Raw genomic sequence first — 23,582 nt, forward strand, 5'->3', positions numbered from 1 at the left:
CCGCACGCGGTAAAATGCGTGCTCATCGGAAGGAAATCGTCCCTGGTGGGGCGGCTGGGCTTCAAACCCAGTTGGTGGCGCCATGCGTCGCCGGGTGGGTTCGACTCCCGCATCCTTCCGCCATGCCGTTGCCCCTTAGATCCTTCCCCAGACCAACACCATGCTCATTCTCGGCTTCGACTATCCGGACGACTGCTATTTCGATCTCGAGAACGATATGTGGTGCCGCGACCTGGGCGATGGCCGCATGCAGATCGGCGTCAGCGCCTTCGGCGTCAAGATCAGCGGCAACTACTTCTATATGTGCCGGCCGAAGTCGGTCGGCACCGAGCTCGAGCAGGGCAAGACCATGGGCGTCGTCGAGCTGAGCAAGACGGTGGTGACGATCAAGACGCCGGTTTCCGGCGCCGTGGTCGAGATCAACGAGCTGCTCGAAGACCAGCCCGAACTCATCAACCAGGACCCGTACGGCAAGGGCTGGATCGCCGTGGTCCAGGCCAGCGACTGGGAACAGGATCGCGCGCGGCTGGCGCATGGCGCCACCCTGGTCGAACAGGCCGAGCGCCGCATGCGGCTCGAGCCGATCGACGACTGGATCAAGCCGTGAGCCAGGAGCAGCGCGGGCTGGCCATCCTGGTCTGGTCGTGCGACCTGACACGGCCCGAACTGCTCGCGACGCCCTTCATGACCGCGCAGGCCGCGGCGGCGCTCGACATGCGGGTCAAGATGCTGTTTTCCAGCCAGTCGGTGCAGTGGCTGCTGGCTGACAATGCGGCGCGCCTGACCGGCTTCGGCGCCGAACAGTGGACGATAGCACGTCACCTGGAGGCCAGCTTCGATCTGGACGTGGAGATCCGCGCCTGCACCCAGGCGCTGCATGCCAGCGGCGCCGACCGCTCCCTGCTCGCACCGCAGTGCGCCGGTGTCGAAGGCATGGTGTCCTTCGTCGAGCAGGGCAGCGCGCCGGGCTGGCGCATGCTGGTGTTCTAAGCGGCGACGGCGGCGACCATCGCGCGCTCTTCGGGACGCAGCGTCAGCACCGCGACGCCAGTGGCCGTGACGGCCACCGTGTGCTCGAACTGCGCCGACAGCGACCCGTCGCGCGTCACCACCGTCCAGCCATCCTCCTCGGTGCGCACGCTGCGTCCACCCCGGTTGAGCATGGGTTCGATGGTGAACACCATGCCCTCACGCAGCTTCAGCCCGGTTCCTTTTGATCCGAAGTGCAGCACCTGCGGTTCCTCGTGCATCTCGCGGCCGATGCCATGGCCGCAATACTCGCGCACCACCGAACAGCCATTGCGCTTGGCATGGCGCTCGATGGCCCAGCCGACGTCGCCCAGGGTGGCGCCGGGCCGCACCGCGCGAATGCCCTTCCACATCGCCTCGTAGGTGGTCTGCACCAGCCGGCGCGCGTCCAGGCCAACCTGGCCGACCAGATAGGTCTTGCTGGAGTCGGCGATATAGCCGTTCTTTTCGAGCGTGATGTCGAAGTTCACGATGTCGCCATCCTTCAGCACGTCGGTCGTCGACGGCACGCCGTGGCAGACCACGTGGTTGATGGAGGAATTGAGCACGAAACCGTAGTCGTACTGGCCCTTGCTGGCGGGCCGTGCGCCGAGTTCATCGACGATGAAGCGCTCGACGAGCGTATCGACCTCGAGGGTCGTCATGCCGGCCAGGGACAGCTGGTCGAGCATCCCGAACACGGACGCCAGCAGGCGGCCCGACTCGGCCATCAGCGCCAGCTCATGCGGTTGCTTGGTCATGCCGCGCTCAGGGTGAGGGGCGGCGCCGACACGCCGGCGGCGGCCAGCTCGCGCGCGACGATCTCGTTGAAGCTGAGGGTGGGATTGGTTTCGCACAGCATGCCGACCTTGATCCAGAATGCGGCTTGCGCATTGATCGAGCGGCAGGAAACCCTGGTGGCGAGGCGGACCTGGTCGTGCAGGTCGTCCTCGATGTTGACGATGCCCATGGCGATACTCCAATATATGAATCGTATGTTGAGTATATACGTTCCATATATTCCGTCAATGCGGTTGCTGTAAAAAATGGCGCCGGGATCGCTCCCGGCGCCATTCATCCTGGCCTTGCCGCGTTCAGCTTACAGCGAGCGCAGGAAGGCCATCAACTCGTCGCGCTGGGCCTTGTTCAACTTCGCGAAGCGGTTGCGCGCGGCGGCGGCTTCGCCGTCGTGCCACATGATCGCTTCGGTCAGGTTGCGCGCGCGGCCGTCGTGCAGGTAGCCGACGGCGCCTTCGCGGTCCAGCACCTTTTCGGTGTAGCCCAGGCCCCACAGCGCCGGCGTGCGCCACATGCGGCCGCTGGCCTGGCCTTCCTTGTAGTCGTCGGCGAGGCCAGGCCCCATATCGTGCAGCAGCAGGTCGGTGTAAGGTCGGATCGTCTGGTCGCGCAGCTCCGCGAACAGGTGGTTCGAGCCGGTCTTCATCGAGGCGGTGTGGCAGGCCACGCAGCGCATGGCTTCGAACAGCTTGGCGCCGGCGGCGACCTGGCGGGTGTCGACGTCCAGTTCCTCGATCGGCGACACGCCTTTCGGGAAGCCGCTCGGCAGGCTGCGCTGGGCAGGCACGGCCAGCAGGGCCAGGTAGTTCGAGATCTGCTGCAGGTCGGCTTCCGAGATGCCGCGTTCCTTGGGCGCCGTGGCGCAGCCTGCCGGGTTGCTGTCGCAGCTGCGGTTCGGATAGACCGGCGAGGTCACCGACATGTCCTGCAGCAGCGCGCTGGCGGTCTGGTGACGCAACGTCGCCTTCGAGGCCTTCCAGCCGAAGCGGCCCAGGTGCACCGCGCCGGTCTCCGGATCGAACACGAAGTTGGCCACGCCCTTGACGCCGTCCTGGTCGGGCGTGCTGCGCACGCGCGCCAGGATGTCGGCCTCGGGCACCGCTTCGAGCAGGCCGGCGCCGATCATCGGCTGGGCCGCGCGCAGCGACACCGTGTCCGGCGTCGGGCCGTCGAACACCAGCACCGGCTTGCGCAACTGCACGTCGGTGCCGTCGGCGAGCTTGACCGTGCGCGTGTCGAACTCCTTGACGCGCACGCCGCCCCAGTTCTGCGGCGTGCCGGCCGCAGTGGAGGCGTTCATCTGCACCGTCGTGCCATAGGTCGGGTGCGGCAGCTGGGCGCCGTCGGCCGCGGTCGTGGCCACGCGCACGGCCATGGTGTCCAGGCGCCGGCCCACTTCGGGCGCCGGGCTGCGGCCGTTATTCGTATGGCAGGCGATACAGGCGGCCTGGTTGAACCGCTGGCCCTGGAGTCCGGAGATGTTCGGATGCGGATCGTTGCCCGGCTCGTTGTGCTTGCCGGTGGTGAAGTTGGTGTGCACCAGGCGGCGCCCTTCGACGAAGCGCTGCATGTTCTGCATGCCGGTGTTGTTGTGCGGCTGCTGGAACATGAAACTCCCGTTGTCGCTGTAGTTATAGGACACCGAGCCGATGCCGCCCGACAGGGTGTCGAGGGGCAGCGGCGCGTTCATCAGGCGCGGCCGCACGCCATACCACGGCCGCAGGCCCTGGCCGACCACATAGGTCCACTCGTTCGAGTAGTAGCGGATGCCGCCGAAGTCGCCCTTGGCCTGCATCGCCGCGGTGGTCGAGAACATCGAGGGCGAGATCTCGACCATGTCGCCGGCCACCAGCGGCCTGGCCGGGACGCTGCGGCCGTTCGGGAAGCCGTCGGCGTTCAGTTCGGCGTGGCCCGGATAGTTCCAGTGCTGCAGGGCGCAGTCGCCGTTGGCCAGGTTCGCGTTGTACAGCGTATTGTTGCGCGGGTAGGGCGTCGCCGGGCACATCGCGACCTTGTCGTTGACCAGCTGGCCCGGATTCATCCAGCCGAAACCGGTGACCCCCGGCCGGTCGAAGCCGCGGAAGAATGCCACTTCGCCCGGCCGGAAGTCCACCTGCGTGTACTGGTTGACGATCAGGACCGGACGGGTGTTGTTCGGCACGCGGCTGCGGTCGATGATCTCGACGCCCCAGGTGCGGTTCTGGTGATACTGCGGCACGAAGGTCAGGTGCCGGCCCGGGCCCTTGTCGCGCGGCAGGCCAGTGGCGAGGTCGACCGTCTCGTTGGGGCCGTAGCCGATCTCGTTCCACTCCTCGCCGCGTTCGCGACCATGGCGGTCCTGGACGCGGACGCCGAAGCGGGTCACCAGGGTGCCGTCCGCCAGCGTGAACTGGAGCGACTCGAGGGCGTCGTTCGAACCCGGCAGAGGGGTCCATCCGTTGCCGTTGGCCGGGAATGCGTGCGCCGACGTCGGCTGCGCGGGGATGGTGTTGTCGCTGCCCGGGGTCTTGAACTCGACCTCCCACAGCGAGTAGCCATACTGCGTGGCGCGCATCAGGCCCTGCAGGCGCACATGCCTGGCGACGATATTGAGGTTGAAGAATTCCTCGACGCCGCCCTGGCCCTTGTCGACGATGCGCAGGTCGGTCCAGTTGACGTTGTCGTTCGAGGTCTGCAGCTTGTACTGCTTCGCGTAGGAATTCTCCCAATTGAGCTTGATGTAGCCGATCGGGGTCGGCGCGGCGAAGTCGAACTGGATCCAGCCGCCATTGCCATCGTCCTGGTGGCTGGCCCAGCGGGTGTTCGGCTTGCCGTCGATCGCCATCGAGGCGCCCAGGCCGCCGTTCTCGGGCCGCGACGAGCTCGCGCCGGCCGGCTTGACGGGCACGCCCGGCTTGCTCAGGTCGACCGGGATCCCGGGAGCGGGTTCGGTCGGCGCGTCGGGGTTGGACGGGGTGCCGGTGAAGGCCTGGATCTCGAGGATCGAATAACCATACTGGCCGGCGCGCTCGATGCCTTTCACGCGCAGGTAGCGGCCCTCGCCGGCGAAGCCGGTCAGGTCCTCGACGCCGCCCTGGCTGTCGTTCACGGTCTTGATCGTGGTCCAGCTGTCGCCGTCCTCGGAAACCTGCAGCGCGTACTTGCGCGCGTGCGCGTTCTCCCAGTCGATGCGGACCCGGGTGATGACCACGTTCTGCGCGAACTCGAGCGTGAAGTCCTGGTCATCCGTGAACCGGCTGCCCCAACGGGTGTTGCGGTCGCCGTCGATCGCGAACCTGGCGTCGAGGTCGTCGCGCTCGCGCGACGTGGCGGTGGCGGCTTTCGGGGTGAGGGGCATTTCCGGGCCCTCGGCCGCTGCGGAAAAGGCGTTGAACAGGCTCTTGCTGGCGCTTTGCATGGAAGACATGGGCGATTCGCCATCTCCACCACCGCAACCGGCAAGCAATACCGTGAGCGCGAGTGCGAGGCCGGGCATGCGGTAACGGCCTGAGGACTGCCCGCGAGGCAGTAGGTTCATTTGATACTCCTTGGTTATCCATTCTTGATTGGGAATCCTGCGCCGGCGGCAACCGCCATCCGCACCGCGCAGGCCTTGCCTTTTCCGCGTGCCTTGCGGCCGTCTTCTGGTACCTCCCCCTTGATACCAAGGGTTAATTGCTCTAAGGCAACTTTTTGCCGTTAAGATATCCGGCACGTCAATACCTGTCAAGCGCATGCGTCATGATCCACACGATGAAAGCGATCCTGGATGCAGCTTGCCGTTGACGGGAGTGGAAGTCATCACCAATAATCGAAGGTCATGCACATCCTGCGCACATCGTCGATGCTGGTCCGTCTGGTCCTGGCCTGGTTCGTCCTTACCCTGGGCGCCGCCAGCGCCGCACCCATGGTGCAGCCAGTCTCGATGGCGCTGGTATGCGCCGACGGTGGCGTCAAGGTCGTGCTCGTCGACCGCGACGGCGCCGCCGTGCACCCCAGGGGGCATACCCTCGATTGCCCGCTGTGCCTGCCCGCCGCCGCACCGCCGCCGCTGGCGACGCCATGCGTTCCGCCGCCGCAGCCGGCCGCCGCGGTGGTGCATGTGCCCGCCGTCTTCCACGTCGCCGCCACCGTCGGCGCGCCGCTTCCGCCACGCGGGCCGCCCGCGCACTCCTGACGTTCTCGCGCCGGCGACAAGGTCGGCGCAGTCTTTATGCGCGCAGCGCGGCGTGCCCCATGGGGGCGCGCCCGCAGGTCGCGCTCAACGTACAAGTAGTCAGGAGTAGCAAGATGCATCAACGAGTTTCACGTCATCCCTCGCGCCGCGCCTTCGTGCTGTCCGGCGCGGTCCTCGCGCTGGGCGCGCTGGCCGGCTGCAGCATGGGCAGTTCGGTCAGTTTCAACGGCGCCGACATCACCGGCGCCGATTTCGGCCGGGATTTCCGCCTCAAGGATCCGAGCGGCCAGGAACGCACGCTGGCCGACTTCAAGGACAAGGTCGTGCTGGTGTTCTTTGGCTTTACCCAGTGCCCGGACGTGTGCCCGACCGCGCTGGCGCGCGCGGCCGAGGTCAAGGCCCTGCTGGGGCCGGACGGCGACCGCCTGCAGGTGCTGTTCATCAGCGTCGATCCGGAGCGCGACACGCCCGAGGTCCTGCATGCCTATACGGCGGCCTTCGATCCGACCTTCCTCGCCCTGTACGGCGACCAGGAACGGCTGGCCGAGACCGCGAAGGAATTCAAGGTGATCTACCAGAAAGTGCCGACCGGCGATTCCTACACCGTCGACCATACCTCGGTCACCTATGCCTACGACACCAAGGGCAAGCTGCGCCTGAAACTGTCGCACAGCCAGTCGGCGATCGAGTACGCTGCCGACGTGCGCAAGCTGCTGCATGCCGCCTGAGCCCCGCCAATCCAGACCATTCAAGGAGAACACCATGAAGCACTTCATCCGCACCGTCGCCGCCGCCGCCATGCTGGCCGCCGTCGCAAGTTCCGCCCAAGCCCAGGCCAACGTCACCGTCAAGGACGCCTGGGTGCGCGCCACCGTTCCACAACAGAAGGCGACCGGCGCCTTCATGCAGCTCCAGGCCGCCAAGGACAGCAAGTTCGTCTCGGTCAGCTCGCCGCTGACCCCGACGGTCGAGGTGCACGAGATGGCGATGCAGGGCGACGTGATGCGCATGCGCCAGGTGCAGTCGGTCGAGCTGCCCGCCGGCAAAACGGTGGAGCTCAAGCCGGGCGGCCATCACATCATGATGATGAACCTGAAAGCCCAGGTGAAGGAGGGCGATACGGTGCCGTTGACGCTGGTATTCGAGGGCAAGGACGGCAAGCGCGAGCAGGTCGAGATCAAGGCGCCCGTGAAAGCCCTGAACAGCGCCGCCAAGCCAGCCCACGCAGGCCACTGAGCGGTACTTGACCTGAAAACAACAACCACCGGTAGGATTTTCACGTAAACCAATCGTGCGCGTGATGCTGCTTCGTACAATCGCCTGATTGCCGACGGGTCTCCCGACAGGGAGCCGCGGCCTCATGCGAATGGAGCGCTTATGCGACGAAGTCTTTCCTGGTTGCCGGCCGGACGCGGCGAATGGGCGCTGCTGGCGGCGCTGGCCGCCTGCTATCCGGCCAGCCTGGTGCTGCCGGCGACCTGGTCGCGCGAGGGCGGGCTGCTGGAAAGCCTGCAGGTGCTGGTGCTGGGGGCCGGCTGCGTGCTGGCGCTGCTGATGTACTTGCGCGCGCGGCCGGCGCGCGTCGCCATGCTGGCGCTGTGGGCCGCGCCGGTCTGGCTGCTGCTGGCGGGGCGCGAACTCAGTTGGGGGAGGGCATGGCTGTCCGGCCCTGCCAGCGAGACCATGGCCGCGACGGCGCTCCAGATCGAGCCGCTGGTCAAGCCCGGCGCCGCCGTGCTGCTGGCCTGGCTGGTGCTCAGCGCCCTGTACTACCGGATCGACGGGCCGCTGCGGGCCGCCTTCTCCCACCGCCTGCCCTGGGTGCTCCTGGTCGTCATGTTTGCGGCCGCCCTGGGATCGACCTGCGCCGAGGGCCATATGTCTTGTCATCTCGACAGGGTGATTCCCACCGCCCAGACGTTCGAAGAATGGTGCGAGCTGCTTGGCTATATCGCGCTGTGCATGGTCCAGCATGTGGTTTTCATGCATCAGATGCCGGCAAAACCGGTTCCCGGCGTCGTGCATGCGCCCGCGGCAGTGCCCGAAGAAGCGGCTTAGCCGGCCTGAATTGCATGGCATGTACGGCAACTGAGACATTTTGCCCGTTTGTCTGCGCCGCGATTTCCTCTAGGATGTCGGGTTTTGGGTAAAGGACCGCCATTGTCGCACCGCGGTCGAGCGATCATGTCGAACGTTAAAGTTGTAGATGTAGAAACGGCGGAACTGGGCGACCGCGCCGCTGCCGGCCTGGCCCGCCATTGTTCGCAGTACTGGGCGCTGACCAAGCCGCGCGTCACGATGCTGACCGTGTTCTGCGCCGTCATCGGCAGCCTGCTGGCCAGCGAGGGATTCCCCGGCTGGAGCGTGCTGCTGTTCAGCGGCGCCGGCATCTGGCTGCTGGCCGGCGCTGCTTTCGCAGTCAACTGCCTGCTCGAAGCGCGGATCGACGCCCGCATGGCGCGCACCGCCCGCCGCGCGACCGCCAGCGGCAGCCTGAGCCCGCTGCACACTGTCGTCTTCTCGCTGCTGCTGGGCGGCGCCGGCGCCGCGCTGCTGTATACCCGGGTCAATCCGTTGACGATGTGGCTGACCCTGGCGACTTTCGTCGGCTACGCCTTCATCTACACGCTGCTGCTCAAGCCGAACACCCCGCAAAACATCGTGATCGGCGGCTTCGCGGGCGCGATGCCGCCGGCGCTGGGCTGGGCCGCGGTCGCCAATACGGTGCCGCTGGAAGCCTGGCTGCTGGTCCTGATCATTTTCTTGTGGACGCCGCCGCACTTCTGGGCGCTGGCGATGTACCGCCGCGACGAGTACGCGCGCTCCGGCCTGCCGATGCTGCCGGTCACGCACGGCATGGCGCACACCGGCCTGCAGGTGTGGCGCTACAGCCTGGCGCTGGCGGCCGGCGCCGCGCTGCCGTGGGCGGTGGGGATGAGCGGCGTGGTCTACCTGGTGGCCGCCTGTGCGCTGAACGCCGTGTTCCTGCGCTACGGCTGGCTGGTCCACAAGCGTTACAGCGACCGGATCGCCCGTAAATCCTTTGCCTGGTCGATCATGTACTTGGCGCTGCTATTCGCGGCGCTGCTGCTGGACCATTACATTCCGGTCTGAATTTCCGACTCTGAGTTGCTTCTGGGTAAATTGTCAGTTTGAGTACGCTGGCGCACGGTGGGTTGGAACGTTAACATATTAAGCTGTTTGCATGACAGCGAGATACCAAACCCACCCCACCACGCGGGTGCGCGGCAATCCAGCGCATCTACCGACGCATCTTCCAGAGCAGCTGCCCGGCGATGGCCGCCACGGCCGCAACCATCAACCGCCGGCTGGCCTCCTCACGCCGGACGACGTGCGCGACAGCGCCGACCTGGCGCGCCTGCTCGAGCAGCTGGGCTGTGGCGACGACCTGATCGTCGTCTCGAACCGGGCGCCATGCATCCATTCCCATACGCCGGACGGCATCGCGGCCCAGCGTCCCGCCGGCGGCCTGGTCACGGCGCTCGAAGCCGTGCTGGCCAAGGAGGGCGGCTGCTGGATCGCCCACGGTAGCGGCGACGCCGACCGCGCCACCTGCGACGAGCGCGACCATGTGCGCAAGCCATACCTGGACGCACCCTACCGTCTGCGCCGCCTGTGGCTGGACGAGGACCAAGTCGCCGGCTACTACGACGGCCTGTCCAACGAAGGCCTGTGGCCGCTATGCCACCGCACCGACGTCGAGCCGACCTTCCGCGCCGCCGATTGGGAGCATTACGTGCGGGTCAACCGCCGCTTCGCCGAGGCCGTGGTGGCCGAAGCCGCGAGCGCGCGTCCGGTGGTGCTGGTCCAGGATTATCACCTGGCGCTGGTGCCGCAGATGGTGCGCGAGCGCCTGCCGGAGGCGGTCATCGTGCTGTTCTGGCATATTCCGTTCCCGGCGCCGCAGCGCCTGGCACGCCTGCCATGGCGCGAACAGGTGATGGCGGGCTTGCTGGCCAGCACCGTGGTCGGCCTGCAGACCCCGGCCGACCTGGCCAACTTCCAGCTGGCGCGCGCCGCCTGCGCCCAGGATGTTGGCGCCGCCCACGTCGACGCCTATCCGATCTCGATCGCCTGGCCCGGCCGCCAGGAGCTGCCCGCGCCCGGCTTGGGCGACGAGGTCCGGCGCCGCTTCGGCATCGCGCCGGGGGTGCGCCTGCTGGTCGGCGTCGACCGCATGGATTACACCAAGGGCATTCCCGAGCGGCTGCAGGCCTTCGAACTGCTGCTGGAGGAGCGCCCGGAACTGCTGGGCCAGGTGACCTTGCTGCAGATCGGCGCGCCATGCCGCGGCGCCTTGCCCGCCTACCAGGAGATCGCGCGCCAGGTGAACGCGCTGACCGACAGGATCAATGCCCGCTTCAGTAATCATGCCGACCATGGCGCCTGGCGGCCGGTGGTGCTGCATGCCGCCAGCGCCAATGCGGCCACCGTCAGCGACTGCTACCGCGCCAGCGACGTGTGCCTGGTCACGAGCCTGCACGATGGGATGAACCTGGTGGCCAAGGAATTCGTGGCGGCGCGCAATGACTTGCGCGGCGCGCTGGTGCTCAGCCGCCAGGCCGGGGCCGCGGCCGAACTGGAGCAGGCCTTGCTGGTCGAGCCGCGCGACATCGCCGGCATCGCCCGCGCCATCGGACGCGCGCTGGACATGTCGCCCCAGGAACAGATGACCCGCATGCGCGCCATGCGCGGCGTGGTGAGCCAGAACACGGTCTTCGGCTGGGCAGCCCGCCTGCTGGGCGACGGCATGCGGATCGCGGCCGGCCGCGGCGCACGTCCGGCCCTGGCCCGGCTCGGGCAGCGGGCTGCCTAACTCAGCGATATCGGGGAATCCATCCAGCTGGCGATCGCGCCGGTGCGCGAGATCGTGACCTGTTGCAGCTTCATGCGCGCGCAGCAGCTGAAGGCGCTGGCCGGCTGCGGCGCTGCGGCGCAGTAGCGGCCAGGGCCGGCCGGCGCGTTGGTCTACCGGCGCCCGCCCAGGTGGCGGTCCAGGAAGTCGCGCATCGCGCCCGCGATCTCGGCGCCGTGGGTCTCGATCGCGAAGTGGCCGGTGTCCAGGAAACGCACCTCGGCCTTCGGATTGTCGCGCTGGAAGGCTTCGGCGCCGGGCGGCAGGAAGAAGGGATCGTTCTTGCCCCAGATGGCCAGGGTCGGCGGCTGATGGCGACGGAAGAATTCGTGCAGCTGCGCGTATTGCTTGATGTTCGTGCCGTAGTCGACCAGCAGGTCCATCTGCGGATCCACGCCGATGCGCTCGATCGCCTCATGGGCCAGCAGATAGCCGTCGGGCGCCACCCCTGACGTGTCCTTCACTCCCTCCACGTACTGCCATTTGAGCATGTCGAGCGTATTGAACTTGCGCAACGCCTCGCGATTCGCGGGCGTCGGATCGGCCCAGGCGGCCCGCATCGGCGCCCAGCCCGGGCTCAGGCCTTCTTCGTAGGCATTGCCGTTCTGGCTCACGATCGCCGTGATCTGTTCGGGATGGCGCACCGCCAGGCGCCAGCCGACCGGCGCGCCGTAGTCGAACACATAGATCGCATAGCGCTGCAGGCCCTTGGCGGTGGTGAAGGCGTCGATCACGTCGGCCAGGTTGTCGAAGGTGTACCTGAAGGACTTGCCGGTGTTCGTCAGTCCGAAGCCGGGGAGATCGGGGGCGACCACATGGTAGCCGGTGGCCAGCTGCGGGATCAGTTCGCGGAACATGTGCGACGAGGCGCCGAAGCCGTGCAGCAGCAAGACGGCGGGCGCGTCTTTCGGGCCGGCTTCGCGGTAGAACACGTCGGCGCCCCCGGCCTGGATCGTGTCGTAGCGCACGACGGGCGCCTGTTCCGCAGCCGGGGCAGCGCCGGCGCTGCCGATTGCGGCTGCCATCAAGAGTGGATTCAATATGCTTTTCATGACGAGCTCCCTGTATGAGGTGGGTTATTTAAGTAACCATCAACGATGGATTTAAGGGGTTATGAATCCAGTATGGCATGCTTTAAGTAACCATTCAAGTATAATGTTGATGGTTATTGCAAAAGGAAGACCATGGCTGACAACACACAAGAGGCGGCCTTGAGCGAACCGCTGCTCATCGCCGATCACCCGGCGCTCGATCTGCTCAATACCGAAGCCGGCAAGGGCGGGCAGTACGTCGATTTCTGGGGCAGTTGGGATGATGTCGTGCGCTGGCTGGCGCGCTGCGGCATCGATGCGGGCCAAGCGGGCGACCAGGCGGCCAGGGACGGCCTGTTACGGGACGCCAGGGAGTTGAGGTCGATCGCACGCGAACTCGTCGAGCGGCGCAAGGAGGGAGAGCGGGGGAGTCCGGATCGGATCAATCGTTACCTGGCGGCGATGCAGTCGGCGCCGGTGCTGGAGTGGGGCGAGGACGGCCCCCGGCTCGCGCGCCGGCTACCCGCGCCGTCGCCGCGGCAGGCGCTGGGCCAGGTGGCCGAGTCGGTGGCGCAGTTGCTGGCCACCGGACAGTTCGAGTACGTGCGCCAGTGCGAACATCCCGATTGCGTGCTGTGGTTCTATGACCGCACCAAATCGCACCGCCGGCGCTGGTGCAGCATGGCGCTGTGCGGCAACCGGCACAAGGCGGCCGAGTTTCGCAAGCGCACCCGCGCCACGGCTTGAGTCGGCGGCGTGCAGCGCTGATTGCAACTGCACGCGTTGCGGTTGGCGGGAGGCCGCGCTTGCAGGGTGATCACGGCCGTCGGTGCGCCTGGGTCGGGCCGTCCGCGGGCTGTGCCTGCAGCGTCACCGACGCCGGCGCCAGCCCCTCGGCCGTCACCCGCACCGTGATCGGGCCGCTGGCGCCCGGCCTGGCGCGCACGATGCCGAGCACCAGCCCGTTGAAGGCGGCGCGCTCCGCCGACGGGAACGGTTCGAAGCTGGTCGGGTCGCCGTTGTCGGTGGCCACCAGTTCGCCCGGGCCCTCGACCGTGAAGCTCACCCGCTGCATGCTGCGCGGCACATCGACGCCAGCCTTGTCGGCGATGCGCACGGTGACGAACGCCAGGTCGCGCCCATCGCCGGCGATCGTCGTGCGATCGGCGCCGGCCTGCAGCGATGCCGCGGCGCCCGCCGTTTTCACGCTCGCGCGCGCCCATTCCTGGCCGGCCTTGTAGCTCACCACACGCACCTCGCCCGGCTCGTACCTGACCTCGTCCCAGCGCAGGCGGTAGGTGAACGGCGCCTTCTTCTTGCGGCCCTGCGACTTGCCGTTGACGAACAGCTCGGCCTCGTCGCCCGAGGTGAACACGTGCACGGGCGTCACCTGGCCGACCCGCTCCGGCCAGGTCCAGTGCGGCAGGATGTGGGCCATCCTGAAGTCCGGACGCCAGCGCGACTGGTACAGCCAGAAGCGGTCCTTCTTGAAGCCGGCCAGGTCGAGGATGCCAGTGTAGGAACTGCGCGCGCCGTAGTACGGGGTCGGTTCGCCCAGGTAGTCGAAGCCGGTCCAGACGAATTCGCCGGCAACGTAGGGATGGCGGTCGAGCGAGGCGAACACCTTGTCGGCCGACGAGCCGAAATCGACCGCGTAGAGCTCATAGGAGCTCACCTGCTGCAGCGTCGAGTCGCCGCCGCGGCCATCGCGCACGATCGAGCTGTCGGTTGGATGGACGGGGAAGAAATACACGCCGCGACTGCTGAACGCCGACGCCGATTCGCTGGTGAGGATCACCTTGTCCGGGAACGCCTGGTGAAAGCCCGGATACTGCGGCGGCGTGCGGATGCGGTCGGTGCCCTCGAACTCCGGATCCTGGCGGATGCCTTCGCCCTGGTAGTTCAGGCTGATGATGTCCACCTCCGCCGGCAGCGGCATGTGCGGCTTGGCGTAGTTCATGGACAAGGTGGTGGGGCGGCTCGGGTCTTCGTCGCGCGCGATCGTATGCAGGCGACGCGCGAGCGCCGCGCCCTCGTGGTCGGTGTACTGCTCGCCGACCTCGTTCCCGATGCTCCACATGATGATCGACGGGTGGTTGCGGTCGCGCCGGATCATCGCGCGCAGGTCCTGCTCGTGCCAGTCGTCGAAGATCAGGTGGAAGTCGAGCGGCGTCTTCTTGCGCTGCCACGAGTCGAACACCTCGTCCACCACCAGGATGCCCATGCGGTCGGTCAGTTCGAGCAGTTGCGGATCGGGGGGATTGTGGGCCATGCGCACGGCGTTGGCGCCCATCTCCCGCAGCAGTTCGAGCTGGCGTTCGGCCGCGCGCACGTTGAAGGCGGCGCCGAGCGCGCCGAGGTCGTGGTGGTTGTTGACGCCGCGCAGCACGATCTTTTCGCCGTTGACGAACACCCCCTCCTTGCCGTCGAAGCGCAGCGTGCGGATGCCGAACGGCGTCTCGACACGGTCGACCACGCGGCCATCCTGGCGCACCGTGGTCACGGCCAGGTAGCGGTTGGGCTGCTGGGTCGGCGGCGGCCCCCACAGGCGCGGCCTGGCCAGGGTCGCCGTGCCGTCCACGCTGGCGCTGGCGCCCGGCATGACAGTCGACGCGGGAGACGTCACGCGCGCCACCGGCTGGCCGGTGGGCCTGCCCTGGGGGTCGAGCTCCAGCAGTTCGGTGATGACCTCCGCCTTGACCGGCGCGGCGCCCTTGTTGTCGAGGGTGACGCGCCAGGCCACCTGGGCGGATTGCTTCGACACGCGCGGCGTGGTGAGCTGCACGCCCCACTGGCCGACGTGCAGCGGCGCCGTCTTGGTGATCCAGACGTTGCGGTACAGGCCCGCGCCGGGATACCAGCGCGCCGATTCGGGCGTGTTGTCGAGGCGGATCGCGACCTGGTTGCTGGCGCCCGGCGTCACGTAGGGAGTCAGGTCGATGCGGAACGAGTTGTAGCCATAGGGCCAGCCGCCGGCCAGCCGGCCATTGACCCAGACGCTGGCATAGGCCATGGCGCCGTCGACGTCGAGGAAGATCTGCTTGCCGCGGTCGGCCGCACTCAGCGCGAGCGTCTTGCGATACCACGCCGGCCCCCAGGTCTTGAGGCGGCCCATGCCGCCATACGGTCCGGTTTCCAGGAAGGGGCCGGCGATCGCCCAATCGTGCGGCAGGCGCACCTGAGTCCAGGCGCTGTCGTCGAAGCCCAGGCGCGCGTACGGCGCATCGATGGCCGGGTCAAGCGCCGGCCGCGCATGGCGGCGCGCCGGATCCTTGATGAAGGCATTGCCGCTCGGGAGTATCCATGGCTTGAGCAGGGCCACGCCGCCGCGCTCGACCCGGACCGCCTGATCGGGCCTGGCGTCGGCGTCCTTGCCGTCGGCCGACTTCTTGACCTCGGGGCGCACGTCATACAGGTAGGGCGCCGAGTCGCCGCCCGGGTCGCCCAGGGTGAAGCGCCAGCCGTCGTTGAAGTCGATGCGCTGGCGTCCCTCGGATGGCGCGACCTGCGTGGCCGGCTGGGCGGCGGCCGGGGGTGTCGCCAGCGTCGTGCCGAGCGCCGCGGCCAGCAGGCAGGCGGCAAAGGCAGCGTCAAGGGCGCGGGGCGCGCGGCTGCCTGCCATGAATGTTGGCGGATGTCGTTCCAAGTCTCCTCCTGTCGATATTGTTATGCTCGAGGCATGTTATCCGATAAGCCTACCATTGCTTAACTTAAAATGGTAGCGCATAACAAGATATGTTAGAACTCGGTGGAGCCTGTCAATACGGCTAGTCTGGACCTGTCGCGCCGGAGCGCCAGACGTAAGGGCCGACGATCGTCCCGGTGAATCCGCCGGCCCTGCTGGTCGACAGGAAGCTTGCATCGACCCCGGCGCGCAGCACGCGCCGCACGCCACCGGCGCTGTAGAAGAAGTCCATGCGGCCGCCATCGAAGCGGATCTCCAGGTCGATCGCGTCGCCGTCCACGGGTGCGCTGGCCAGCAGGCGGTCGGCGTCGCCCTTGTCGCGCACGGTCAGGGCCAGCACGTCGCGCTGGCCCATCCGCGCCATCCCGTAGAACAGGTGCGAAGCGTCGCTCTGGTAGGCAACCAGTCCGGCGCGGTCGCCTTCGCCGGCGGGACGAAAGCGCAGGCGGGTAGCGACCGTGGCGATGTGATGCTGCTGGCGGCGCGCGAGGAAGGCCGGCGTGGCGTCCAGGTCGCCGAGCCGGCCGCGCGGCTCCAGCATCAGGCGGCCCGCTTCCAGGCGGTGGAACGGCGCCGCCGGGGTGCGCACGCCGATCCAGGCGTCGGACAAGCGGGCGCCGTCGAATTCGTCGACATAGGCGAAGTCGCCGGACAGCGGCAAGGCGGGCCGCGCTTGCGCCGGCAGCGCCGGCCGGGCGGCGACGAAGGGAATCGCCTTGCCGTCCTCGAGCACGAGCGGCCAGTCGTCCTTCCAGCTGACCGGCAGCAGGAAGGTTTCGCGTCCGATGTTGTACATGCCGTCGCGGTAGGGGCGGGTGGCCAGGAAGGTTGCCCACCATTGCCCATCCGGGGTCTGGACGAACTTGGCGTGGCCGGCCGAGGTCACCGGGTTCGGGCGCGCCGGATCGAGCTTGCGCTGGCTGAGGATCGGATTGTGCGCGTAGGGCGTGAACGGGCCGCGCACGCTGGTCGAGCGGAACACCACCTGGGAGTGGTTGTCGCCGGTGCCGCCCTCGGCCGCGATCAGGTAGTAGTAGGCGCCGCGGCGGAAGATGTGCGGTCCTTCGATCCAGCTGGGCTCGGCCGCGATGTCGACGCCGCCGTTGACGAGCAGGGTGCGCTCGCCCTTGACCGCCAGTGCGGCCGGGTCGAATTCCTGGATCCAGATGGCGCGATGGCCGTCGTAGCGCGGCTTCCCGGCCGGCGCGTCGTTGCCGACCAGGTAGACCTTGCCGTCCGCATCCCAGAACAGCGAAGGATCGATGCCGCCGAAGGCCAGCTTGACCGGCTCGGACCAGGGGCCTTCCGGCCTGGAGGCCGTCATGACCATATTGCCGCCGCAATCGACGCAGGTGGTGACCACATAGAACACGCCCTCGTGGTACGAGATGTCGGGGGCGTAGATGCCGCGCGACGAGCGCAGGCCCTGGAAATTCGCCTGCGAGGGGCGGGTGATCACGTTGGCGACCTGGGTCCAGGTGCTCAGGTCGCGCGAGTGGAACAGCGGCAGGCCGGGGAAGTTCGTGAACGAGGAGTTGATCAGGTAAAAGTCGTCTTCCACGCGCAGCACGGAAGGGTCGGGGTAGTAGCCGGACAGGATCGGGTTGCGGTACTGGGTGGCGCTAGGGGTCGCCGTTTCCTGCGACCGTCCTTCGTAGCTGAAGCGTTCGAAGAGGGCGGCCTGTGGCGATATGGCGTCGACATCGGGTTGGCCGCCCGGAGCGGAGCAGGCCGCCAGTGCGGCCAACGATGCCAGGCCTGCCAGGGTACGTGGAGAAATCATGATGACCTTGAAAAAAGTGGCCCCGCGTGGGTGGGCCTCGTAAAGCGGACGGAGAGAGCGAAAACGGATCGGTGCCGCATGATTGCGCAATCATTGTCGTTCAATAAATACCAGACTGCAATGTTTAGGCATCTAAAAGGTGTGGCTTGAAAGGGTGCGCTGTTTCATCGTATTGAAAAACGTAACTAACCAACATAATAACCAACCCACCAAATTATCCTCATAGCCGCGAACTACGGACGAAGTAACACTACCCACCATGGCCACCAAAAAAGAGGCGGCAATCGAGGCGACCGGGCGGGAGGGGCGCGGCGACGCACTCTGATAAATAAGAACTTCTGGAGTAGCGATTGCGGCCTGCTATTCCGATACTTTCGGAGTTGCGGTATGCTGGCGTGAGGAGGATATCGATGAGAGCTGATTTCAGGCTGGCGCGCATGCTGCATGCGCTGGTTCATATACACGGACGCAAGGGCACGACGAGTTCGGAAGAGCTGGCCGTCGTGCTGGACACCAATCCGGTCCTGGTCCGCCGCATGATGGGTGGTTTGCGCGATGCGGGTTATGTGCAATCGACGGCGGGACGCAATGGTGGCTGGGTGTTGTCGGTGGACCCGGACAGCATCACGATGCTGGATGTCTACGAGGCGCTCGAGGAGCCGGTGATCTTCGCCATCGGGGCCAATGTCGACCATCCGGGCTGCGCCCAGGAGCAAGCGATCAATGGCGCGCTCGAGGTGGCGATGGCGCAGGCGGCGGGCGCCTTGCTGCGGGAGTTCAGCCAGGTCAAGCTGTCGGCTTTCATGCCGCCGCAGAATGCTTGACTGGATCGCCGGGGCAGGTCGCTGGCGTCAAGAGTAAATCGCCACTGGTGGAGTGGCGATTAAGTGGTATTGCATTTCGTCGAGTGACGGTATCCGCGCGTTGCCGCCTCGCGCCGGGAAAACCGATCGCTGCGCCCGTGAAGTGCCTTGAGATAAAGATTCCGGCACTCCACGAGTGGCAATCAGGCCAGGTCGGCCGTTACGGCGCAAACACCGCGCGCACGCAGCCGTCCTTCTTGTGCTTGAACATGTCGTAGCCGCGCGGCGCGTCTTCCAGCGAAAAGCGGTGCGTGGCGAGATAGGCAGGGTTCAGCTCGCCTTTCTGTGCATGCGCCAGCAGCCGTTCCATATAGGCTTGCCCGTGCTGCTGGGCGGTGCGCACCGTCATCCCCTTGTTCATGATGGCGCCCATCGGGAACTTGTCGATCAGCCCATAGACGCCGAGCACCGACAGCGTGCCGCCCTTGCGGCAGGCCATGATGGCTTCGCGCAGGGCCTGTCCACGGTCGGTCTCCAGGTGCAGCGCCTGCTTGACGCGGTCATAGGCGTATTGGGGCCCGGTGCCGTGCGCCTCCATGCCCACCGCGTCGATGCAGGCATCGGGGCCGCGTCCCCCCGTCATTTCCTTCAACACGTCCAGCACGCTGTCGACCTGCGTGTAGTCAATGGTCTCGGAACCGGCGTGCGTGCGCGCCATCTGCAAGCGCTCGGGGAAGCGGTCGATCGCGATCACCCGTTCGGCGCCCATCAACCGCGCGCTTTGCTGCGCCATCAGGCCCACGCCGCCGCAACCCCAGACGGCGACCGTGTCGCCTGGCTGGATGTCGCAAAAATCGGCGCCCATATAGCCGGTCGGCGCCGCATCGGACAGAAACAACGCGGTCTCGTCGGCCACCCCGTCGGGGACCTTGAAGCAATCGTTGTCGGCGAACGGCACGCGCACGTATTGCGCGTGCGCGCCGGCGTAGCCGCCGAAGGCGTGGGTGTAGCCGTAGATGCCGGCCGTCGGATAGCCGCCAAGGAGCGGTTCCTGCAGCTCGGGCTTCGGGTGCGTGTTGTCGCACAGGGAGTAAAGGGAATGCTGGCAGTACCAGCATTGTCCGCAAACGATGAACGAGGGGACGACGACGCGGTCGCCCTTCCTGACGCGCTTGACCGCCGGGCCGACTTCCTCGATCACGCCCATGAACTCATGGCCGATTACGTCCCCGGCCTTCATGCTCGGGATATAGCCGTCGATGAAGTGCAGGTCCGAGCCGCAGGTCGTCGACAGGCTGACGCGCAGGATGGCGTCATGGGGATTCACGATCTCGGGGTCCTTCACCGTGCCGACCCGCAGGTCGTTCACGCCGTTCCAGTAAAGTGCTCGCATGGCCTGTCCTTCAGTGTGTGTCGGCGCGAGCAGCGCTCTGGCGCGCGGTGGTTGGGATCTCGCCGGTTTCGACGAGGTTCTTGAGGCGCCTGAGCGCGCCATCGGCGACCAGGCGCAGGGGTACGGTGCCCAGCAATTCGAAAAGCCACTCGCCGAGCGCGCCGCCAGGCGGCTCGAAGCGCAGGCGCAGCGTCACGACGGTGCCGCGACCGGCCGGGGCGGGGTGGAAGCGGATCCACCCCTCGTTCGAGACCGCGCCATCGGACAGCGCGCGCCAACCCATGCCCGCGCCGGAATGGCCCACCGTCTCGGTGTCCCATTCGCAGGCGCGGCCGAGCGGACCTTCGATCTTCCAGTGCATCCGGCCTTCGCCGGTGGCGTGCACGGTCGCGAAGCCGGACATGATCTGCGGCAGCGTACGCGGGTCTTGCCAGTACTGGCGCAATTCTTCCTGATTCTTGCCGATCGTGATCGAACGCTCGACCTCCGGGGCGCCGCCGGTATTCGCCTGGCCGGTCTGCGTGCTGCGCAGCGCGCCCAGCGCGCCCGCGCCGGCGACCGCGCTCAGCGCGAGCGCCGCGGCGCCTCTCCTGCGGCCGCCGAGTCCGGCCACGATGGCCGCGCCCCCCAACGCGATGGGAATCCAGCCAAGATTGTGCGACGGCCCAGCGTGTGAACCCGCTCGCGATGCCGTGCCCGGTGGTGCGGCAGAGTGTCTGCTTGCCATGATTGAGCTCCCTTGCTGATTGCCCACCGAGCGGACTGGTTGCAGGTTGGCGGCGCCGGAGCGCCGCATGAGGATGTCACTTGCGCGGCGCAGGCAGGCGCCACAGCTGGGTCGGCAGCGCCAGCGGCGCCTCCCGGTTGAAGAAGGCGGAATCCTGGATGCGCGAGGTGGTCACGTACAGGCTGCCGTCCGGCCCCTCGCTGAAGGTGTCGGGCCAGCGCAGGCGCGGATCCTGCAGCACCGTGCGTACGACGCCGGCCGGGCCTTCGGACAATCTGCGCGCCTTGATGGCGTGGTCCTCGATCGAGGTGAGGTAAAGGATGTCGGCGCCGCGCCCGATCCAGAGGCCGTCGGTCGGCCCGACCTGGCCGTAGCGCTGGACCTGGCTCCAAAGGTCTTCTCCGGCCAGGCCCTGTCCGATGAGCGCCGCGCTCCGGATGCGATACAGGGTGGTGCCGGTCAGCGCTTTCCAGTACAGCCAGGCGCCGTCGGACGACAGGGCAATGCTGTCGGCCGCGAACAGCACCGGGCGTCCGTCCGGATAGCGCAGCGGTTTGCCGTCGGTGCGCACCACCACCCCTTTTTCGGGTTGGGTGGACGGATGGCCGTCCAGCACCCGGCGCGCCTTGCCGCTGGCCAGGTCGACCACGACCAGGGCGCCGCGCTGCCCGGCATCGGTGAGGAAGGCATGCCTGCCGTCGTGCGAGAAGCGCACGTCGTTGAGGTAGGAGCCGGGAATCGCGACGTCCTGGCCGAACCGGATCACCTGCGCCACGCGGTCGGTCGCCAGATCGATGCGCACCAGCTTCGGTCCTCCCGGCACGAGGCCGTCCACGGCGGGCGCCGCGGGATCGACCACCCACACGCTGCCGCGCCCGTCGGCGACCACGCTTTGCACGCAGACCCAGTGCTGCGCGGGATCGAGCTCGTCGCGCCGGACGTTGCGCCAGGCATTCCATTGCTCGTTGGGATAAGGACGCAGGCTGCCGTCCTTCATGACTTCGGCGACCGAGACCGGCGCATCTTCTGTCCAGCGCGGAAAATTGACGAACAGCCGTCCCCGTTCGCTGACGGTCACGCCGGTCACCTGGTGTTCGAACTGGGCAGCCTGCTGCAACGTCGCACCCGTGCGGCGGTGCTCGGACTGCGCGGCGGACACCTCGGTTTGCGCCGTTGCCGTGGCGGCGGACCAGCCGGCGCCGGCAAGGACGAGTGCGAGAAACGTGGCAGTGATTCGCATGACGCTTCCTTTCTGAAGACAGCAGCGTGCGCTGCAAGAACCCCGAGAACTGGACGCCGCCGATCGCCGGCGGAACATGGAATGCGCAAAGCTACACCGATCGCCACCACCCCGCAAGGCTGCTTCGCGAGTTTGTGAAGACGTCCAAATAAAGCGACTCGGCTGTGCTCGCTTCAATCGAATCGCCGCTTGCGGCGGGGCGAACGCGTGTCTAACCTGTGTCGCTTCTGCCACCGACCATCGATGCGTCGGCGGCAGGCAGATGGTTCCGCGGGCGCCTTTCGCGGATATCGCCAACCACTGCCGGAACAGATTGCCGCGTGTCGTCATTGGGCACGCAGGGCAGGCTATTTCCTGGCAGCTCAAGGAGTGGATTATGAAAGCTGTTGTCTATCGAGGCCCCAACCAGGTGGCCGTCGAAGATGTGCCGGATCCAAAGATCGAACGTCCGACGGACGCCATCGTCCGAATCACCAGCACCAACATCTGCGGCTCCGACCTGCACATGTACGAGGGGCGGACCGACTTCGAGCAGGGCCGCGTCTTCGGCCACGAGAACCTCGGCGTGGTCATGGAAGTCGGTCCCGCGGTCGAGCGGCTCAAGCCCGGCGACTGGGTCTGCATGCCCTTCAATATCAGCTGCGGACATTGCAGGAACTGCGAACGCGGCCTGACCGCCTATTGCCTCAAGGCGAACGAACCTGGCGTGGCCGGCGGCGCTTTCGGCTTCGCCGACATGGGACCATGGCAGGGCGGGCAAGCCGAATACCTGCGCGTGCCCTGGGCCGACTTCATGTGCCTGAAGCTGCCGCCCGACGCCGAGGAAAAGCAGTCCGACTACGTGATGTGCGCCGACATCTTCCCGACCGGCTGGCACGCGACCGAACTGGCCGGCATGAAGCCCGGCGACGCGGTGGTGATCTACGGCGCCGGACCGGTCGGCCTCATGGCCGCGCATTCTGCGATGATCAAGGGGGCGTGCAGTGTGATGGTGGTCGACTGCCACTCGGACCGGCTCAAGCTGGCCGAGTCGATCGGCGCGATCGCGATCGATTTTTCCAGGGAAGACCCGGTGCAGCGGGTGATGGACCTGACCCATGGGCAGGGCGCGGACGTGGGCTGTGAGTGCGTCGGCTACCAGTGCCACGACCACCACCATCACCGGCAAGAGCGGCCCAATCTCACGATGAACAACCTGGTCAATTCGGTCAAGTTCACCGGCGGGATCGGCGTGGTGGGCGTGTTCGTGCCGGAGGACCCGAACGGCCCGGACGCCCTGGAAAAGGAAGGAAAGATCGCGCTCGATTGGGGCAAGCTGTGGCTCAAGGGGCAGCGCGTCGCCACCGGCCAGTGCAACGTCAAGGCCTACAACCGGCAGCTACGCGACCTGATCCACGCCGGCCGAGCGAAACCTTCGTTCATCGTGTCGCATGAGTTGAAGCTGGACCAGGCGCCGGACGCCTACAAGCACTTCGACGTGCGAGATCACGGCTGGACCAAGGTGATTCTGCATCCTGGTTCCTAGCGGAGCAGGGCGCATCCGACGATAGTCGAAAACGTGTGCCGGAAAATGCCGCCCATCCGGACGGCATGTCTTGCCAGCGACCTTAGAAGCCGCACCAGTCCCTGCACTCGTTGAACTCTTGCCGGCAGTGCGCCGATTCCTCGGCGTTCGTGCTCAATTGCAGGCAGGCGTCCAGTACCTGGCCGCAGCCGCGGACGCACGCTTCAACGTCCTGCCACGCAAACACCGAAGTGCTGGCGCCGATACCAATAGCAAACAGCAGGGTAGCCAGTTTCTTGTTCATCCATTGCTCCTTGAAGAGGTTGATGCTCGACGGGGGACTGCTGCAAATATCAGCGCATACGCCAACCCTGACTTGAATGTCTTCGCAAGCATGGGCGCCTCGGGCTTCAGATATTCTTGAAAATCTCATGCACATACGGTGAGCGTCAATGTGCTGAGAATGGGATGTGGGTGTAGATGCGTTTTCATGCCGGCTGAATGGCTGAATTCCACAGCCTTGATACTGCTGTTGGCACCGAGCGGCTGAGTTGGGCCAGCGAGAAATGCAGGCGTCA

Annotated in this window: 21 protein-coding genes and 1 tRNA gene; 12 read left to right on the forward strand and 10 right to left on the reverse strand. The window is 66.8% G+C overall.

Features of this window, described 5'->3' with window-relative positions; translation table 11 throughout:
* Positions 1 to 27: 27 nt before the first annotated feature.
* The 3 genes from KY496_RS04425 (at position 28) to KY496_RS04435 (ending at position 990) form a co-directional block, all read left to right on the forward strand.
* A tRNA-Sec gene (locus KY496_RS04425) sits at positions 28 to 123 on the forward strand.
* A 37-nt stretch (positions 124 to 160) separates the two neighbouring features.
* Positions 161 to 607: a glycine cleavage system protein H gene (locus KY496_RS04430; protein WP_219864022.1), complete on the forward strand. Its 447-nt coding sequence runs from the start codon at positions 161 to 163 to the stop codon at positions 605 to 607.
* Entirely contained in the window at positions 604 to 990 is a 387-nt protein-coding gene (locus KY496_RS04435) for a hypothetical protein (RefSeq protein WP_219864023.1), read from the forward strand. Before KY496_RS04430 ends, KY496_RS04435 begins: the two co-directional genes overlap by 4 nt.
* Here KY496_RS04435 and map read toward each other — a convergent pair.
* From map to KY496_RS04450, 3 genes are all read right to left on the reverse strand, one after another.
* Positions 987 to 1,769 carry a type I methionyl aminopeptidase gene (gene map / locus KY496_RS04440; protein ID WP_219864024.1) on the reverse strand — a complete coding sequence of 261 codons (783 nt, stop codon included), beginning with the start codon at positions 1,767 to 1,769 and terminating at the stop codon, positions 987 to 989. The genes KY496_RS04435 and map overlap by 4 nt on opposite strands.
* A complete protein-coding gene (locus KY496_RS04445) occupies positions 1,766 to 1,978 on the reverse strand; it encodes a ParD-like family protein (protein WP_184236298.1) in 213 nt (70 codons plus the stop codon). Before KY496_RS04445 ends, map begins: the two co-directional genes overlap by 4 nt.
* Positions 1,979 to 2,107: 129 nt before the next feature.
* Positions 2,108 to 5,212, reverse strand: a complete 3,105-nt coding sequence (locus KY496_RS04450; protein ID WP_229520413.1) for a di-heme oxidoredictase family protein — start codon at positions 5,210 to 5,212, stop codon at positions 2,108 to 2,110.
* A 393-nt stretch (positions 5,213 to 5,605) separates the two neighbouring features.
* Here KY496_RS04450 and KY496_RS04455 point away from each other — a divergent pair, with 393 nt between their 5' ends.
* From KY496_RS04455 to KY496_RS04480, 6 genes are all read left to right on the forward strand, one after another.
* Complete coding sequence (locus KY496_RS04455; RefSeq protein WP_219864026.1) at positions 5,606 to 5,962, forward strand: DUF2946 domain-containing protein; 357 nt, start codon at positions 5,606 to 5,608, stop codon at positions 5,960 to 5,962.
* A gap of 113 nt (positions 5,963 to 6,075) precedes the next feature.
* A complete protein-coding gene (locus tag KY496_RS04460) occupies positions 6,076 to 6,690 on the forward strand; it encodes an SCO family protein (RefSeq protein WP_184236290.1) in 615 nt (204 codons plus the stop codon).
* Positions 6,691 to 6,724: 34 nt separating this feature from the next.
* Positions 6,725 to 7,198 carry a copper chaperone PCu(A)C gene (locus KY496_RS04465; protein ID WP_005670987.1) on the forward strand — a complete coding sequence of 158 codons (474 nt, stop codon included), beginning with the start codon at positions 6,725 to 6,727 and terminating at the stop codon, positions 7,196 to 7,198.
* Between the two features lie 141 nt (positions 7,199 to 7,339).
* Positions 7,340 to 8,020: a hypothetical protein gene (locus KY496_RS04470; RefSeq protein ID WP_219864027.1), complete on the forward strand. Its 681-nt coding sequence runs from the start codon at positions 7,340 to 7,342 to the stop codon at positions 8,018 to 8,020.
* Positions 8,021 to 8,146: 126 nt separating this feature from the next.
* A complete protein-coding gene (gene cyoE, locus KY496_RS04475) occupies positions 8,147 to 9,076 on the forward strand; it encodes a heme o synthase (protein ID WP_005670983.1) in 930 nt (309 codons plus the stop codon).
* A 91-nt stretch (positions 9,077 to 9,167) separates the two neighbouring features.
* Positions 9,168 to 10,799, forward strand: a complete 1,632-nt coding sequence (locus KY496_RS04480; protein ID WP_219864028.1) for a trehalose-6-phosphate synthase — start codon at positions 9,168 to 9,170, stop codon at positions 10,797 to 10,799.
* Between the two features lie 152 nt (positions 10,800 to 10,951).
* On the opposite strand, the gene KY496_RS04485 is transcribed toward KY496_RS04480, so the two are convergent.
* Positions 10,952 to 11,890 carry an alpha/beta fold hydrolase gene (locus tag KY496_RS04485; protein WP_219864029.1) on the reverse strand — a complete coding sequence of 313 codons (939 nt, stop codon included), beginning with the start codon at positions 11,888 to 11,890 and terminating at the stop codon, positions 10,952 to 10,954.
* Between the two features lie 132 nt (positions 11,891 to 12,022).
* On the opposite strand from KY496_RS04485, the gene KY496_RS04490 reads away from it, so the two are divergent.
* On the forward strand, positions 12,023 to 12,616 hold the full coding sequence (locus KY496_RS04490) for an ABATE domain-containing protein (protein WP_219864030.1): 594 nt from the start codon (positions 12,023 to 12,025) through the stop codon (positions 12,614 to 12,616).
* Positions 12,617 to 12,686: 70 nt separating this feature from the next.
* Here the strand turns inward: KY496_RS04490 and galB are convergent, their stop codons facing one another.
* Both galB and KY496_RS04500 read right to left on the reverse strand, forming a co-directional pair.
* Entirely contained in the window at positions 12,687 to 15,491 is a 2,805-nt protein-coding gene (galB, locus tag KY496_RS04495) for a beta-galactosidase GalB (RefSeq protein WP_229520414.1), read from the reverse strand.
* Positions 15,492 to 15,636: 145 nt separating this feature from the next.
* The gene (locus KY496_RS04500; RefSeq protein WP_219864032.1) at positions 15,637 to 17,337 is read right to left on the reverse strand and encodes a glycoside hydrolase family 43 protein; all 1,701 of its coding nucleotides are present in this window, start codon (positions 17,335 to 17,337) and stop codon (positions 15,637 to 15,639) included.
* A gap of 410 nt (positions 17,338 to 17,747) precedes the next feature.
* On the opposite strand from KY496_RS04500, the gene KY496_RS04505 reads away from it, so the two are divergent.
* The gene (locus KY496_RS04505; protein ID WP_219864033.1) at positions 17,748 to 18,161 is read left to right on the forward strand and encodes an Rrf2 family transcriptional regulator; all 414 of its coding nucleotides are present in this window, start codon (positions 17,748 to 17,750) and stop codon (positions 18,159 to 18,161) included.
* A 199-nt stretch (positions 18,162 to 18,360) separates the two neighbouring features.
* Here the strand turns inward: KY496_RS04505 and KY496_RS04510 are convergent, their stop codons facing one another.
* From KY496_RS04510 to KY496_RS04520, 3 genes are all read right to left on the reverse strand, one after another.
* Positions 18,361 to 19,533 (reverse strand): zinc-dependent alcohol dehydrogenase, encoded by a 1,173-nt coding sequence (locus KY496_RS04510; RefSeq protein ID WP_219864034.1) that lies wholly within the window; start codon positions 19,531 to 19,533, stop codon positions 18,361 to 18,363.
* Between the two features lie 10 nt (positions 19,534 to 19,543).
* The gene (locus tag KY496_RS04515; RefSeq protein ID WP_219864035.1) at positions 19,544 to 20,146 is read right to left on the reverse strand and encodes an SRPBCC family protein; all 603 of its coding nucleotides are present in this window, start codon (positions 20,144 to 20,146) and stop codon (positions 19,544 to 19,546) included.
* Between the two features lie 190 nt (positions 20,147 to 20,336).
* Positions 20,337 to 21,500, reverse strand: coding sequence for an L-dopachrome tautomerase-related protein (locus KY496_RS04520; protein WP_219864036.1), 1,164 nt, complete (start codon positions 21,498 to 21,500; stop codon positions 20,337 to 20,339).
* A gap of 376 nt (positions 21,501 to 21,876) precedes the next feature.
* Between KY496_RS04520 and KY496_RS04525 the strand changes: the two genes are divergently transcribed.
* Positions 21,877 to 23,025 (forward strand): glutathione-independent formaldehyde dehydrogenase, encoded by a 1,149-nt coding sequence (locus KY496_RS04525; protein ID WP_219864037.1) that lies wholly within the window; start codon positions 21,877 to 21,879, stop codon positions 23,023 to 23,025.
* 82 nt (positions 23,026 to 23,107) lie between these two features.
* Here the strand turns inward: KY496_RS04525 and KY496_RS04530 are convergent, their stop codons facing one another.
* A complete protein-coding gene (locus tag KY496_RS04530; RefSeq protein ID WP_005670960.1) occupies positions 23,108 to 23,308 on the reverse strand; it encodes a hypothetical protein in 201 nt (66 codons plus the stop codon).
* Between the last annotated feature and the right edge of the window lie 274 nt (positions 23,309 to 23,582).

The sequence above is a fragment of the Massilia sp. NP310 genome, from assembly GCF_019443485.1.
GTDB lineage: Bacteria > Pseudomonadota > Gammaproteobacteria > Burkholderiales > Burkholderiaceae_D > Telluria > Telluria timonae.

Bases quoted from the DNA above. Each gene is read 5' to 3' on its own strand.
- KY496_RS04430 (WP_219864022.1), top strand. From the start codon at position 161: ATGCTCATTCTCGGCTTCGACTATCCGGACGACTGCTATTTCGATCTC.
- map (WP_219864024.1), bottom strand. From the start codon at position 1,769: ATGACCAAGCAACCGCATGAGCTGGCGCTGATGGCCGAGTCGGGCCGC.
- KY496_RS04445 (WP_184236298.1), bottom strand. From the start codon at position 1,978: ATGGGCATCGTCAACATCGAGGACGACCTGCACGACCAGGTCCGCCTC.
- KY496_RS04450 (WP_229520413.1), bottom strand. From the start codon at position 5,212: ATGTCTTCCATGCAAAGCGCCAGCAAGAGCCTGTTCAACGCCTTTTCC.
- KY496_RS04455 (WP_219864026.1), top strand. From the start codon at position 5,606: ATGCACATCCTGCGCACATCGTCGATGCTGGTCCGTCTGGTCCTGGCC.
- KY496_RS04460 (WP_184236290.1), top strand. From the start codon at position 6,076: ATGCATCAACGAGTTTCACGTCATCCCTCGCGCCGCGCCTTCGTGCTG.
- KY496_RS04465 (WP_005670987.1), top strand. From the start codon at position 6,725: ATGAAGCACTTCATCCGCACCGTCGCCGCCGCCGCCATGCTGGCCGCC.
- KY496_RS04470 (WP_219864027.1), top strand. From the start codon at position 7,340: ATGCGACGAAGTCTTTCCTGGTTGCCGGCCGGACGCGGCGAATGGGCG.
- cyoE (WP_005670983.1), top strand. From the start codon at position 8,147: ATGTCGAACGTTAAAGTTGTAGATGTAGAAACGGCGGAACTGGGCGAC.
- KY496_RS04480 (WP_219864028.1), top strand. From the start codon at position 9,168: ATGACAGCGAGATACCAAACCCACCCCACCACGCGGGTGCGCGGCAAT.
- KY496_RS04485 (WP_219864029.1), bottom strand. From the start codon at position 11,890: ATGAAAAGCATATTGAATCCACTCTTGATGGCAGCCGCAATCGGCAGC.
- KY496_RS04490 (WP_219864030.1), top strand. From the start codon at position 12,023: ATGGCTGACAACACACAAGAGGCGGCCTTGAGCGAACCGCTGCTCATC.
- galB (WP_229520414.1), bottom strand. From the start codon at position 15,491: ATGGCAGGCAGCCGCGCGCCCCGCGCCCTTGACGCTGCCTTTGCCGCC.
- KY496_RS04500 (WP_219864032.1), bottom strand. From the start codon at position 17,337: ATGATTTCTCCACGTACCCTGGCAGGCCTGGCATCGTTGGCCGCACTG.
- KY496_RS04505 (WP_219864033.1), top strand. From the start codon at position 17,748: ATGAGAGCTGATTTCAGGCTGGCGCGCATGCTGCATGCGCTGGTTCAT.
- KY496_RS04510 (WP_219864034.1), bottom strand. From the start codon at position 19,533: ATGCGAGCACTTTACTGGAACGGCGTGAACGACCTGCGGGTCGGCACG.
- KY496_RS04520 (WP_219864036.1), bottom strand. From the start codon at position 21,500: ATGCGAATCACTGCCACGTTTCTCGCACTCGTCCTTGCCGGCGCCGGC.
- KY496_RS04525 (WP_219864037.1), top strand. From the start codon at position 21,877: ATGAAAGCTGTTGTCTATCGAGGCCCCAACCAGGTGGCCGTCGAAGAT.
- KY496_RS04530 (WP_005670960.1), bottom strand. From the start codon at position 23,308: ATGAACAAGAAACTGGCTACCCTGCTGTTTGCTATTGGTATCGGCGCC.